The 14,022-nt window shown below is 43.0% G+C and carries 13 protein-coding genes; 6 read left to right on the forward strand and 7 right to left on the reverse strand.

Translation table 11 applies throughout. The annotated features are described in order from the left end of the window. The first annotated feature begins 315 nt into the window (after positions 1 to 315). Both DXX92_RS06025 and DXX92_RS06030 read left to right on the forward strand, forming a co-directional pair. On the forward strand, positions 316 to 798 hold the full coding sequence (locus DXX92_RS06025; protein WP_245961407.1) for a zinc ribbon-containing protein: 483 nt from the start codon (positions 316 to 318) through the stop codon (positions 796 to 798). 206 nt (positions 799 to 1,004) lie between these two features. Next, positions 1,005 to 3,392 (forward strand): ATP-binding protein, encoded by a 2,388-nt coding sequence (locus DXX92_RS06030; RefSeq protein WP_115999634.1) that lies wholly within the window; start codon positions 1,005 to 1,007, stop codon positions 3,390 to 3,392. 106 nt (positions 3,393 to 3,498) lie between these two features. Here DXX92_RS06030 and can read toward each other — a convergent pair whose 3' ends face one another. Then, on the reverse strand, positions 3,499 to 4,098 hold the full coding sequence (can, locus tag DXX92_RS06035; protein ID WP_115999635.1) for a carbonate dehydratase: 600 nt from the start codon (positions 4,096 to 4,098) through the stop codon (positions 3,499 to 3,501). A gap of 138 nt (positions 4,099 to 4,236) precedes the next feature. On the opposite strand from can, the gene ppiC reads away from it, so the two are divergent. Then, complete coding sequence (ppiC, locus tag DXX92_RS06040; protein WP_115999636.1) at positions 4,237 to 4,515, forward strand: peptidylprolyl isomerase PpiC; 279 nt, start codon at positions 4,237 to 4,239, stop codon at positions 4,513 to 4,515. Between the two features lie 132 nt (positions 4,516 to 4,647). On the opposite strand, the gene DXX92_RS06045 is transcribed toward ppiC, so the two are convergent. Continuing rightward, positions 4,648 to 4,821, reverse strand: a complete 174-nt coding sequence (locus DXX92_RS06045) for a DUF2897 family protein (protein ID WP_115999637.1) — start codon at positions 4,819 to 4,821, stop codon at positions 4,648 to 4,650. 219 nt (positions 4,822 to 5,040) lie between these two features. On the opposite strand from DXX92_RS06045, the gene DXX92_RS06050 reads away from it, so the two are divergent. Next, positions 5,041 to 6,207 carry a methyl-accepting chemotaxis protein gene (locus DXX92_RS06050; RefSeq protein WP_115999638.1) on the forward strand — a complete coding sequence of 389 codons (1,167 nt, stop codon included), beginning with the start codon at positions 5,041 to 5,043 and terminating at the stop codon, positions 6,205 to 6,207. A gap of 121 nt (positions 6,208 to 6,328) precedes the next feature. Here DXX92_RS06050 and DXX92_RS06055 read toward each other — a convergent pair whose 3' ends face one another. The 4 genes from DXX92_RS06055 to DXX92_RS06070 form a co-directional block, all read right to left on the reverse strand. Continuing rightward, positions 6,329 to 8,320: a methyl-accepting chemotaxis protein gene (locus DXX92_RS06055; protein WP_115999639.1), complete on the reverse strand. Its 1,992-nt coding sequence runs from the start codon at positions 8,318 to 8,320 to the stop codon at positions 6,329 to 6,331. A 750-nt stretch (positions 8,321 to 9,070) separates the two neighbouring features. Next, complete coding sequence (locus tag DXX92_RS06060; protein WP_220347627.1) at positions 9,071 to 10,162, reverse strand: alkene reductase; 1,092 nt, start codon at positions 10,160 to 10,162, stop codon at positions 9,071 to 9,073. 2 nt (positions 10,163 to 10,164) lie between these two features. Beyond that, entirely contained in the window at positions 10,165 to 11,280 is a 1,116-nt protein-coding gene (locus DXX92_RS06065) for an alkene reductase (RefSeq protein ID WP_115999640.1), read from the reverse strand. A gap of 250 nt (positions 11,281 to 11,530) precedes the next feature. Further along, a complete protein-coding gene (locus DXX92_RS06070; protein WP_115999641.1) occupies positions 11,531 to 12,244 on the reverse strand; it encodes an autoinducer binding domain-containing protein in 714 nt (237 codons plus the stop codon). Between the two features lie 444 nt (positions 12,245 to 12,688). Here DXX92_RS06070 and DXX92_RS06075 point away from each other — a divergent pair, with 444 nt between their 5' ends. Both DXX92_RS06075 and DXX92_RS06080 read left to right on the forward strand, forming a co-directional pair. Beyond that, positions 12,689 to 13,144, forward strand: a complete 456-nt coding sequence (locus DXX92_RS06075) for a hypothetical protein (protein WP_115999642.1) — start codon at positions 12,689 to 12,691, stop codon at positions 13,142 to 13,144. Between the two features lie 97 nt (positions 13,145 to 13,241). Continuing rightward, entirely contained in the window at positions 13,242 to 13,640 is a 399-nt protein-coding gene (locus tag DXX92_RS06080) for a hypothetical protein (RefSeq protein WP_115999643.1), read from the forward strand. 91 nt (positions 13,641 to 13,731) lie between these two features. On the opposite strand, the gene DXX92_RS06085 is transcribed toward DXX92_RS06080, so the two are convergent. After that, entirely contained in the window at positions 13,732 to 14,019 is a 288-nt protein-coding gene (locus DXX92_RS06085; RefSeq protein ID WP_115999644.1) for a hypothetical protein, read from the reverse strand. Between the last annotated feature and the right edge of the window lie 3 nt (positions 14,020 to 14,022).

The following is a 14,022-nucleotide window of genomic DNA, read 5'->3' on the forward strand; positions in this document are numbered from 1 at the left end:
AGAAGAGGGTGCTTAAGCCTTAACTGGCAGCTTTTTATGTTACTTATCTCTCTGACGCTAGGTCAGTAGCTAGGCAAGTAGCGAGGGCGTTAAATAACGATTTTATTGCTATTTATTCGCTCTTTGGGCAGCTGCAATGGCGGCATGTTAAATTTTGCCGCATAGAATACCTTATCCTGCTAGGAAACAACAAGTTTAATCCCGTAAATCGCAAGCTAGGATGACGTACAATTAGCGCCGTAAAAACACTTAATCGCCATGGCTAGCTATACTCAATGATAGGGTGTTTCTTGCTTAAGTGATTAAGGGGTGATGATGGCTGAGCACAACCAACTAGATACCATTTATCAAAAGCTTTCCAACTGGCTGCAAGATATTCAGCAACATGAGGTTAGGCAGTTAATTGATGTCGTGGAAGAAGCAAAAGCGTTAGCACATGCGGCAGAGAGTTTATCGCAAGAGCGAGTAGGCCAGTTTGTTGATAATTTGAAATATGACTTAAAGGAGTTTGGCGAGCAGTGGCAGCAAGACTCCGCACATTCCATTTATTTAGGGCTACTTAACGAGACTTGGTGGGATTCGTTAGCAAAAGCGGCAGATAAATCGCAAATTGAGTGGGCTGAGCTGCCTGATGATTTTGCCCATGACGGTATCTATCAAAGTGGTGACTATATTGGTTTTGGTGTCTTGGTTTGCCGACAATGCGATGCATCGCTGACGATTTCTCATTTCTCGCAAGTCGCTAATTGTGCTAAGTGCGGGCACGATAAATTTTATCGCCAACCCTTGTCGCCTTAGTCTTCGGGAAAGGGCGTTGTTCAAGTCAAAGAAACTTACTTTCTAGTGCAAATAGGGAACGTTCAATTGCTGCTAACTAGGTTGCGTTGGTTGATAAGTAACCACCTGTCAAAGCCAAGGGTAAATTACCTTTGCTCTTGGCAGGCAAGCGAGTAAACTGGCGATAATACTAACAAAATTTGAACATGTTTCATTTGAGTTCCTGCATGAGTTTATCCGCTGTTAGCTGCCTGCTAAAACCAAACCAATTAACTGCTAATTTATCAGAGGCGATGTTTATCAGCTCTGAGCACGCCATTGAGCGTCAGCCATTTGTCGGGCACGAACGTGCCAAAGAGGCATTGGAATTTGGTTTATCAATGGAAGCTATTGGCTTTAATGTGTTTGCCATGGGAGATCACGGTACGGGTCGCCAAACGTTAATCAAGCAAATGCTAAACGAAGTAGCAGGTGAGCAAACAACGCCTTCCGAGTGGTGCTATATCAACAACTTTGATGATAACCACGCACCGTACCGCCTCTATGTGAGCCCGGGCGATGGCAAGCAGTTATTGGCTCGCATCAATACTTTTATTGATGAGTTGATGGCACTGTTTCCAGAAATTTTTGATAACCCGGGTTATCAACGTCAAAAGGCGGCGATTGATCGCGAGTTTAACCAAAAATATGATGAAGCCATTGGCACAGTTGAGCAAACCGCGCTTAGCCACAGTGTAGTGCTGCACGAAGAAAACGGTGAAATTGGTTTTTCACCACTAGTAGACGGTAAACCTGTTAGTGATAAAGAATTTGCCAACCTGTCGGAAGAAAAACGCGCTGAGTTTTACAAAATTCTTGCGGCTCTTGAGAATTTGTTATCGGAACAATTAATTGAGTTACCACTATGGAAACGCGAGTCTTCAAACAAACTGCGAAAGCTTAAGTTTGAGACCGCTGATCACAGTATTCGCCCGTTAATTAAAGAACTAGAGCACGAGTTTGCCAGCAACATTGGTGTGCTTAAATACCTGAGCAAGCTTAAAGAGCACGCCGTTGATACAGTACTTGAAGTACTGGCAGATGAAAGTGCAGAAAACACGAACGATAAAGATAATCGTAAGTTATTGGTTGAGCACTTCTTGCCAAATCTACTCGTTTCACGTAAGCCGAACGAAGGCGCGCCTGTGGTGTACGAGCAAAATCCAACCTTCCAAAATTTGTTTGGTCATATCGATTTTTCCACCTTTCAAGGAGCAACTTACACTAGCTATCGTCAAATTCGCCCAGGGGCGTTGCACAAAGCGAATGGTGGTTATTTGATTTTAGATGCTGATAAGCTGCTCAATCAGCCATTGGTGTGGTCAAGGTTAAAGTTGGCGTTAAAAACGCAAAAGTTAGCCATTGAAAACCCCTATTCAGAAATGGGCGCGAGCGCGACGGTCACCTTACAGCCGCAAAAAATTCCACTTAATGTGAAAGTGGTTTTACTGGGTAGTTCAGATGTTTACTACATGCTGCAAGAGTACGATCAGGAGTTTACCGAGCTATTTCGCGTGTTGGCAGACTTTGATCGTCATATTGATAATAACCACGCCAGTTTGAAAGCGTATGGCAATTTAATTCGTCGCCGTGCAAAACAATTCGATTATCCCGAAGTGCTGGATGAGGCGATTGTCGAGTTGGTGCGCTATGCACTGCGCCGTGCTGAGCATCAACACAAGATCTCTGCCAATATTGTGCAAATCAATGACTTGTTAGACGAAGCCGTTTATTGCTGGCGCAAGCAGTCGCTGGAAAGCACACTTACTGCTGAATTTGTCAAACTTGCCCTAGCTGCAAAGCAGCGTCGTACGGGGCGATTAAGTGAAACTTGGCTAAGCGAAATTAAAGAGCGCCAAGTGCTGATTAATACCGAAGGGCAAAATGTTGGCAAGGTTAACGGCTTAACCGTGTTAGAAATTGGCGATAGCGTGTTTGGTACACCAGCGCGCATTACCGCCACGGTCTATGCAGGCAGTAACGGCGTAACCGATATTGAGCGAGAAGTCGACTTAGGTAAATCAATTCACTCCAAAGGGGTATTGCTACTGACGGGTTATCTCGGTCATAAGTACGGTCAAGAGTTTCCGGTATCGATTTCTGCCAATATTGCCATTGAACAATCTTATGGGCATATTGATGGCGATAGTGCCTCAATGGCGGAGCTGTGTGTTTTAATTTCGGCCATTACTCAGCTGCCCATTGAGCAAAGCATTGCCATTACCGGCTCTATTAATCAACACGGTGAAGTGCAATCGGTTGGTGGTGTGAATGAAAAAATCGAAGGTTTTTATCGCCTGTGTAAAGACAAGGGGTTAACGGGTAAGCAAGGGGTGATTATTCCGCGTACCAATGTGATTAACCTCATGTTAGAGCAAGATGTGATTGATGCCGTTAAAGAAGGGAAGTTCGCCATTTATGCCGTTGATTGCATCGACCAAGCGCTGGAAATTTTAATGGCGATGCCTGCAGGCGAAATCAGTCGCACAGGTCGATACCCACGTAAATCAATTCATGGCTTAGCATTAGAGAAACTGAATAAATTTGCCGATATTTTAGAAGGCTCGGAAGAGTAGTTTTTTCAACCGTCATCCTATATCAAAAAAATAGCCAGCAATCGCTGGCTATTTTTATTCGTTAAAGTTTTAGTTAAGGCTCTCGTTTAGGTTAAAGCACTAGCCGTTACTTACCGTCTACCGACACTTCCATATCTTTTAAAATGCCGTCTTTAAGGTTATAGACAAAGCCATGAACCGTTAACTCCTGTCCGTTAGACCACGCTTTTTTAACGATACTGGAATTAGCGACATTGGCGACTTGTTCAATCACATTGAGCTCGCACATTAAATTAAACTTTTCGTTTTGATCGGTGACGGCATCTACCTTTTCCTTATGGAATCGATAAACATCTTTTAAATGGCGCAGCCAGTTATCGATTAAGCCTCTAGGCTCATCGTCCATTGAAGCGATAACACCGCCGCAGCCATAGTGGCCACAAACAATCACATGTTTTACTTTCAGCACTTCAATCGCGTATTGCATTACCGATAAGCAGTTAAGGTCAGTGTGCACTACTTGGTTGGCGATATTGCGATGAACAAATACTTCACCCGGCGCTAAACCTAATAGCTGGTTGGCGGGAACACGAGAATCTGAACAGCCAATCCACAAATATTCTGGTGATTGCTGTTTCGACAATTGCTCAAAAAAATTGGGGTCTTGTTCACGTATTTTATCTGCCCATTGTTGGTTTTTGCTAAATAGATGATCGATGGAGCTCATAGTTAATTATTATAATTTTAAGTAGTAGATAAACTTGGTGATAGCGTATCACAACTGAATATGTGAAGTGGTTGAATTAGTTGTTTTTAGTGTTTTCAGTTTACAATTGTCACTATTGAGGATTTATTGAGAACAATCATGGCAACAGCATCTGCCCGACATATTTTAGTGAAAGACAAAGTACTAGCGGAAAAGTTAAAGCAACAATTAGACAAAGGCGCTGATTTTGCCAAATTGGCAAAAAAGCATTCCACCTGTCCATCTGGCAAGCGCGGCGGTGACTTGGGAGAATTTCGTCGCGGTCAAATGGTGAAAGCATTTGACGACGTGGTGTTTAAGAAAGATGTACTGAAAATTCACGGCCCAGTGAAAACTCGCTTTGGCTTTCACCTGATCCAAACCATTTATCGCAGTTAGGCCAACGTTTCGCCGCTACAATTAAAGGTACTTATGGAACGGTTTGCTTGTGTAACGCTTTACCAAGCAAGCCATCAATTACTTAACATCTTTTTCTTCTCTAACTTCTTTTTAATGCCTTAGTGATGCCTTTTATTCCTTGTCTTCTTCTTTCTCTTCCTTTTCCCAAGCGGCTTGACGCTCTTTTATTTTCCTTTTCTGTTCATCTGTCAGGTTAAATTTCTTTGCAGACTGTTTTAGTAACAGTATCCCGCCCCAAATAACTCCCAACGCCAATACTAGAATTAATAATTGCTCAATATTCATGCAGATAAATGATTTGTCTGTTAAATCTTAAAATTATCATAGAAAAATAGCGGATTTATCGGTAATTTGGTAACGCTTTCATAACAATAATGTCATTTATTATCGTATTAAGTTTCAAAATAGCTCGAGTAGTATTATTCAGGACTAAAGGTGAGACGACGGTAAATATCATTACTCAGAAAGTTGTGAAAAATAAGAAAAATAATATGGAAAGTTAATATGTTAGATAGGTTAAACGTAAAATTGCTGATGCCGTTGGCATTGATTGGTGTCATTTTTGTTGTCGTTAGTGTCTTGATGGCGGAAACCTTGTCGGGCGGCGCAGTTACAGGCTTTGTGCTAGCGATGCTGATCACTCAGCTGATAGGTTGTTACTTTTATTCCCAACATACATTAACGGCTAGGCTTGCCAAGCTAAAAGCCTATTTGGCGTTAGTGGTAAGTACTGAGCAAGCACCAGAGTCTCCACTTAATGATAGCCGTAGCGATGAACTTGCTGAAATCACTAATGAATTAAGCGAGTTTATTGAAGGTTTAGGGCAAGTAATTGAAGAAATTCGCACTGAGTCTGAGGTTTTAAGTCAAGGCTCTACTAAGCTGTCATCACAAATGGTTAACTCGGTTAATGCCGTTGACGAATCATCAAATCAAATTGAGTTAATGGCAGGCTCAATCAACCAAGTTGCCGAAACTTCGAGTATTTTATCTGATAGCGCAGAGCAAGTTAGCGAAACGACTAGTCGTGTGATGGAAATACTTGCACAGGGTACTTCTTCGTCAAATACCAGCCAGCACACAATAGAATCAGTCACCAATGAAGTTAACAGCATGGCCAATGACTTAGCCTTGCTGCAAGAGGAGTGCTCACGAATTGGTACTGTACTCGATGTTATTCGTGGCATCGCGGAGCAAACTAATTTATTGGCACTTAACGCCGCCATTGAAGCAGCGCGTGCCGGAGAACAAGGGCGTGGTTTCGCCGTGGTCGCTGATGAGGTAAGGGCGCTGGCGCATCGAACCCAAGAGTCAACGGTAGAAATTCAGTCGATGGTAGAGGGTTTACAAGAAAAGTCTACGAAAGCGGTTAATGCAATTGGCCGTGGGCAAGCGTTAACACAAGAAAGTTTAGCGCATTCTCAGCAGGTAGTGTCGGCATTAGACCAAGTAGGTGATGCCTTTGCTGACGTTGATAATTTAACCTCACAAATAGCCAGTGGTACTGATGAACAACGGCTGTCGACATCATCGATAAATGAAGCTATGGCGACGGTGGTGGCGTTAAGCCGTGATGTTACACAAGGTTTAGCCGCTATTGCAGAGCACGCTGAGCAACAACAGCGCACAGCTGCTGATGTTGACACCACGTTGAATCGAATCTGTGTTTAAATCCTAAAAAAATAAGCGCCTAGAACTAAGCAGATAAAGCTAATTCGATAAAAATTGGCAAATAAAAAAGCGAGCAATTCACGCTAAGTGATGCTCGCTTTTTTGTTATTGGTATAAATTGCTACTGAAACTTAAAGTTATCCATGGTGTTTTGAAGTGTTTTAGAGTTGATTTTCATATCTTTGAAAATTTGCTCTAAGTCTTGAGATGCTTCAACTTCGTGGTTCGCATATTCCAGCACATTCGTTGCATCACCTGCAATGGTTGCGGCAACGGTCGATTGCTGCTCGGCAGCAGAAGATACGTTCATTGCCAGCGACTCTAAGTTACGGCTTTGAGCGTGTACTTGCTCAGACACGTCTTTTGCTTGTTCAAACTTATCTAAGGCCGTTTTCGACAACTCTGCGCTATCGTCAATTGACTTAACAACTTGCTCAGTAATGGATTGCAGCTGGTTAAGCAGTGAAGCAATCTTTTCTGAAGACTCTTTACTGTTGCCCGCTAGACTTCTTACCTCATCGGCGACCACGGCAAAGCCTCGACCATGTTCACCAGCACGCGCTGCTTCGATTGCGGCATTTAAGGCAAGTAAGTTAGTTTGCTCGGCAATGCTGCTAATAGAATCAAGAATTAGTGAAATACTGGCAACTTGCTGCTCCATTTGTGCAGCAAGTGATTCAACAGTATTCATACTTGCGGTTAAATCGTTGATCGATGTTTGGCTTGCTTGGTTGTCGTCAATCAGTTGCTGTGCTTGTCGATTTAAATCATCGCTAGCATCTAAGGTTTGCGACGCAGACTGAGCAATTTCTCGGCTAGTGGCTGCCATTTCTTCAATTGCACTGGCGATATTTGTGGCCATCGACTGTGTTTTAAGTGACTCTTCTAATACAGTTTGTGTCGCTTCGTTCATGCTATTGTTGAGTCGCGTTCCAGATTTTACTGACTTATCTAACCCTAGCATCAAGGCTTTAAATGCATAAACCGTATTGTGAATAGCGCTAGATATTTCGCCCAACTCATCTTTGGTATTAAGGCGAAGTTCTACGGTTAAATCACCGTTTTCCGCCTCTTTTAACATTTTGGTTAAATAACCAAGCTCTTCACGCAATGTTGATAGCAAGTAATAGTTCAGCAAAATAATGATGATGATAGTGACCACAAACGCAATTAGCGTGTAGGTTAGTTCATTCAACGCGCCATTTTTCATTGCTTCTCCATCAGCTTGGATACCTTGCCATTGCTTGTCTAGCATGGCTTTGATTTGTCCAATTTGTTGAGTTGCCATTGGAAACCAACTAGTGGCTGCAGGAAGGCTAGAGAAATCAGGGCTGTCTGACGCTAGCAATTGGTCGACAATTGCTTTAATGCGGATCGAATCACCTGAACTTAACGCACTGTTGAATGTCTGCTGATCATCTGTGCCAGAAAGGCTGGCTTTAAGGTAGTTGTTTAAAAGCGCCAATTCAGAGCTATATAGCGCAATATCTTGCTGTGCTTTTGGCGAGATTTGTTGTTTGGCTAATACACCATTAATTTTACCGCGATTTTGCCCTAGCCGCTCTTTGTATTGAGCAAATAAAAACGCAGCACTTAACTCTTCAGCTAACTCAGGGTGCTTAATTTGGTTTTTCAGGCTGGAAGCGATATCAATAGCGATTTTGTTGAGTGTACTGTAGTAGCCAAATGCTTCTGGCGCGTTACGCGCATCCACCTTGCGACGCAGGCTAGTTTTGCCTGCCTCGTGGTTGTACAAAATAGTGAGGTTTTGACTTAGTTTATCACCTAAGTGGTCAAGCTCTTTTTGCTGTTCTCGTAAGTTGTTAATCGATGCATCGGCTTTTTGGCGTTGAGCGATAACTTTCTGCCTAGCTTGGTCAGTACCACTGCCTAAAAAGCCCGCGGTTAATCCCCGCTCAACGGCGTGGTTATGCGCGACTTTCTCTAGTGCATCAAGCAAGAGAATGAGCTTAATATCTTGTTCTGTGGTTTCCACTTCGTGCCACTTGTTTAATAGGTTTTGAACCAACAAGGTGACAACAAATATGGCGAGTATGGCTGAGCTTATTAACGAAATTTGAATAATAGATAATCTACTCAGTAGTTTTTTCATTGATGATTTCCTTCTACTCAACAGGTCCTTTGCTTTGAAAAAGCGAACTAAGTTTTGGGTTACTCTTGGGTGTTTACTAGATATTTGGTGTGTATTACAGACTTGTGCAATACCACTTCAGTGTAGACCAAGAATTTTAAACCTGAAGAATTTATGATTGTTTTTACTGCTTTTTTTTGCTTTTTCTCGATTACTTAGAGTAAAAGCTTTAGCTAGATTAGCAGGAATATTGAGCAATAATAGGGGCTAAATCAAAGTGAAGGTCTAAACATTGATGTTAAAAAACACTAAAGATGAGTGAAAAATAACAATAAATGACGAATTGTCAGCAAGTTAGCATCATACCTGAGAGGTTTTATGTATAAGCTTACAGGCATTATGATTTTGATGAATTGTCGTTATTGTCAGCTCAATCTACAGGTGTAAAAACTATTGTAAGTGTTTGATTATAAATAGGTGGTTGTTCTAGGGCTAGCTGGCCAACGCTTCTTAGGTTGCTTACGTAGTTTACGTTGCTTACATCAATTGCTTAGTTTGCGTTAACTCCGTGGCTTACTTTGCCTGTTTCGAATGGCTTTACTTTGTCGGTTATATAAAAGTTATCGGTTATATAAAAATTTTGCGCTTTTAAAAATGGGTAAAGCCAAGACGTAACTGCTGAATTTTCAAATTGCAGGAAAATCAGCAATCACGCTTAGCTTTTATTTTGTGAGCTACTTTTAGAACTTCAAAATATTTATGCTCTTAAAACTAAGCTAAATAATTTGAGTAGTCAGTGTAACCCTCAGCATTGCCGCCATATAGAGTCAGTCTGGCATCGGCATCAAATTCTGCCAGCGGCCAGCTATTTTCAAAGCGCGCCACTAGGTCTGGATTAGTGACAAATGGCGTACCGAACGCCACTAAATCAGCATAACCTTTGGCGAGTAATTCCTGAGCTTTATCTTTATCGAGCTTACCGGCGACCATGATTGGGTTTTGGTAAACTTCGCGCACCTGTTGGCGGAATAATTCTGGCACTGCTTGGTAGCGGGAAATATTTTCAGAAAAATGCACATAGGCCAGCTTCATTGGCTGCAATTTCTCTAGCATATTTAACGTTAATGGCACCAGCTCGGGGTCTTGTTCAGCGAAGCCTTCAACCACATGCGGCGATAAGCGCACGGCGACTTTGTCACTGCCAATCTCATTACCTACGGCTGATAATGTTTCAAGTAAAAAGCGCATTCGGTTTGCTTGGCTACCACCATATTGATCGTTTCGCTGGTTACTTTCTAAACGCAAAAATGTATCAAATAGGTAGCCATGTGCCGCGTGAATTTCAATGCCATCAAAGCCCGCTTCCATCGCATTTTTTGCCGCTTGGACAAAGTCAGCGAAGGTGTTGTCGATATCTTGCTGCGTCATGGCTTTTGGCTGCTCGGTTTCTATCATGCCAAAGCCACCTGTTGGCAATGGGCCGAATACTTGATCTGGCACTTTGATTGCCGATGGCGCTAGCGGCTGTTGACCTGAAATACTGGAATGGCTGCGGCGACCAACATGCCAAAGCTGAACAAAAACTTTACCGCCTTTTTTATGGATCGCATCGGTAACTTTGCGCCAGCCTGCGATTTGCTCTGGTGTGTAAATTCCCGGAGTCATGGAATAACCGCGACCCACTTCAGATATCGGCGTCCCCTCGGTAACAATAAGCCCGGCTGTGGCGCGCTGCTCGTAATATTTCGCCATTAATTCATTGGGAATATCACCGGGTTGAGTGGAGCGTGAGCGTGTCATCGGTGCCATGGCGATACGGTTAGTTAAGCTTAGTGATTGATGCTCAAAATCTTGGAAAATCATGGTTACTGCTCCGCGTTGGCTTGGCTAGTGTAATTAGGGTAGTCGATTAAGCCTTGCTCGCCGCCGCCAAATAGGGTTTCTGGCACATGAGCGGCTAATGGATAGCCGTGTTTAATCCGCGTGGGTAAATCAGGGTTGGCGACAAATGGGCGACCAAAACCAATCATGTCGGCTAGGCCTTGGCTAATGGCTTGCTGCGCTTTCTCACCGTTGTAACGACCTGCGTAAATAAGCACGCCATCAAATGCATCGCGAAGCCCTTGTTTAAATGACACTGGTGTATCGGGGGCATCGTCCCAGTCCACTTCTGCGATATGTAGATAAACAATCTTGTGCTTATTGAGCAGCGCCGCTGCGGCTGTATAAGTGTTGATAGGATCGCTATCGACTGTGCCATTTAGTGTGGTAAGTGGTGCTAAGCGCACGCCAACACGATCGGCACCTATGGCATCAACCATAGCGCTAACTACTTCGTCTAGAAAGCGCAAACGGTTTTCAAGGCAGCCACCGTATTCGTCGGTGCGGTTGTTCGATTCAGAATCGATAAACTGGTTGATTAAATAACCGTTAGCGGCGTGTAGTTCGATACCGTCAAAGCCCGCTTCAATCGCATTCAATGCTGCTTGGCGATATTGCTCAATAACTAACTTGATATCGTCATGGGTCATTTCACGCGGCTGTGCTACATCAACAAAGCCCGGTTCATCAGTGCCATTATCAACAAACACTTTAACGTTTTCCGCTTGAATCGCAGATGAGGAGATTGGCTGCTCGCCATCGATATTATCTGGATGGGTAACTCGGCCAACGTGCCAAAGCTGCGCGAAAATAGTGCCGTCTTTCGCGTGCACAGCCTCAGTCACCTTTTTCCAACCAGCAATTTGTGCCTCACTGTATATGCCCGGTGTCCAAGCATAACCTTTACCCATAGGTGAAATTTGTGTGCCTTCGGTAACAATTAGGCCTGCGCTCGCACGCTGGGCGTAATAGGTTGCCATTAAATCGTTGGCAGCATCGTCAGGTTGACTGGCTCGTGAGCGAGTCATAGGGGGCATTACTATGCGGTTGTTAAGCGTTAGTTTGCCTAATTGAATAGGCTGGAATAAAGCATCTGTCATGACTGAGCCTCGTTACATCATATAAAGTGTGAAGAAAATAAGTTAAGTGGCGCGTATCTTAGCAAGGGTGACTGGGTAGATTTAGAGCAAAAATAACAAATGATATTTGTTAAAAGTGAAATAATTTAACGGTGTTGTTGCAATCTTTTACTGTGACGGCTAGTCGTGATGGAAAATGGTGGCGGGGAGTCAATAAAGGGCGTAATGCTCTTGGCAAGCGCTTTTATGCGAGCATGCAAATGCAGGCGAGCTATAGCAAGTTATACTGAATAGCCTTAACGGCAGCAGCGGTTTTATTGCAAACGCCTAATTTGTTTACCGCATTAGCTAAATGAAAAGAAACTGTGCTTTTAGTGACGTTAAGTATCATCGCAATTTCATCCGATGTTTTGCCATCTGCACACCATTTAAGGATTTCTTTTTCTCGTTTGGTTAGCTTACCGTCATGGGTGTCGATTTTTTGCGGCACGACAAGCTCACCGTAGACAGATTGGAAGGTGTTACTCAAGCTTAATAAATATAGCTGTTTAGCTTGCGACAAGGGGGCTTGATCATTCGTTGCCAGAGTTAGCATGCCCGTTGCACCGGGTTTTAATAGTGCCGATTGCGCCCAACCTGACTTAAGCCCGTGAGCGTTAGCCTCTTCCCAAAATGCCTTTTGGCTGCGCTTTTTTTGTCCTGACCAAGCAATTGGTCGAGTGGATTGCAGCCCGTGTGCCACAGTCGGATCAATATGGATATATTGGTTTTTCTCGTATCTATGTTGCCACTGCTCGGGGTAGTTATTACGTAGTGTGAAGGTTGGCCTAGTCACCGGAGAAGCAATACACAAACCATAGGCGTAGTAATCGAATTCTAAATATTGTATTGCCGACTTTAGGTGTTTAAACAACTCAGACTCAGTTGAAACATAAGTCATATCTTGAATGATTTGAAAAAAAGTGGTTGAAAATACTGGGGTCATTACTAAAAAAGCTATTATCGGAACGGGTGAAAAGCGCTTAGCATTTTATTTATGCGTTGCCATCACACTTTTATTTTGAACATATCTTTTAAACACAAGCCCGGTTAAAAAACGGCATAAAATTCGATGACATTGACTGTGTTTAAGCGGTGTAAAGTATACAAGGTACTAAGGCATATACAATCGTAAAAGGTAAACAGTTGAGAGCCGAGCTGCACAACTCTGTTACTGGCGGTACATCAACTGACAATAATTTGCCGCATCAGTGCCAACCCTTGCCTACTCAGCTTTCGATCATTTCTGAACGCCGCCCAAAAAGCAAACTATCCATTAATTTAGCCGTAAAAACCTAGCACAAGTACTAGGTTAATTATTTTTGGTGCATGACTTGCGTGACCACGATTAATTCAAGCCAAAGTGTCATTAAAATAGCAGAGGACAATCATGCTAACTAACCGAATAGCGCAAACCAACCAAACCGCTTCAATACAGCAAACAATAACAAATACCGCCATTTACCAGCAAAACCAAGAAAATACGACAAAGGCCACAAGCACCACCACAGATACGGCAACCATCAGTAGCGCAGGCCAAGCCAGCAGCGATGCCGATATTGACGCCAAATGGCAAGCGATTGCCAAAAAATATGATGTAACGAATATTACCGGCCATGAGGTGTTAGCCATGGCGCAAGAGTTATATGACAATAATTTTATAACTGGGGCTGAAAAACTAGATATGTATATACCTGCTGGTATTGATGATGACTTATCCAGAAAGCGCAATCATTTAGAAAGTAGGATGTTAGATTATGAAGCCATCAAGAAGCATGGCGAGTATAGTCAAGGATCCCTTAAAGCAGATGAGCGTGTTATCGAGATATTAAAGCGAATTGGCTAATTAACAAGGCGGACTAGCCACAAAGGATAAGGAATCACCCATGATCACAAACCATATTGCCCCTACCCACCAAGCCACCTAAATAAAGCAATCAACGATGACTGCGGCAATTTACCAGCAAAACCAAGAAAGCACCGCACAGGCAAATAGCACCACTGCAGATATGGCAACCATCAGTAGTGCCGGTCAAGCCAGCAGCGATGCCGATATTAATGCCAAATGGCAGGCGATTGCTGAAAAATATGACGTAACGAATATTACCGGCCATGAGGTGCTAGCCATGGCACAAGAGTTATATGACAATAACTTGATCTCTGAGGCTGAATACTTCGATATGTATAGATCAGCAGGTATTGATGATGACTTATCCAGAAAGCGCAATCATTTAGAAGGGATGATGTTAGATTATGAAGCTGTTAAGAGGCATGGCAAACCGACACAAGAATCCCTTAAAAAAATGGAAAGTGTGATTGAGATATTAAAGCGAATTGGCTGATATAGTCTCAACGAGCGCTTGCTTATCGAATATAAACAGAATCTCGCCAGTAACCAAATGGGCTGGCGATTGAGTTACAGTTTTAAATAGCTCAAGCATAGTAATCGGCATAGCTTGGAGTGAGTTCGACTAATGTTTGATAATTTTCTGGAGAGCTTAAGCCTTGGCTTCCCCAGCGATTCGCGAGCTTGTATAAATCTGATTGTTGGTCTCTTAATTCGACAATACTGAGCAGGATCGCTTTGTCGCTTTTGCCCTCCGCTCGGACCTGACTGATTAGCGCTTGCTCCTGATTGAGCACAGAGCGGTTTTCTTGTTCAATTTGGCCGCTTAAACGATTGATTCTGTTAAGCAATTCTTCTTCTCTACCTGAATTCATTAT

It is taken from the genome of Thalassotalea euphylliae (genome assembly GCF_003390395.1).
Classification (GTDB): Bacteria; Pseudomonadota; Gammaproteobacteria; order Enterobacterales; family Alteromonadaceae; genus Thalassotalea_F; species Thalassotalea_F euphylliae_C.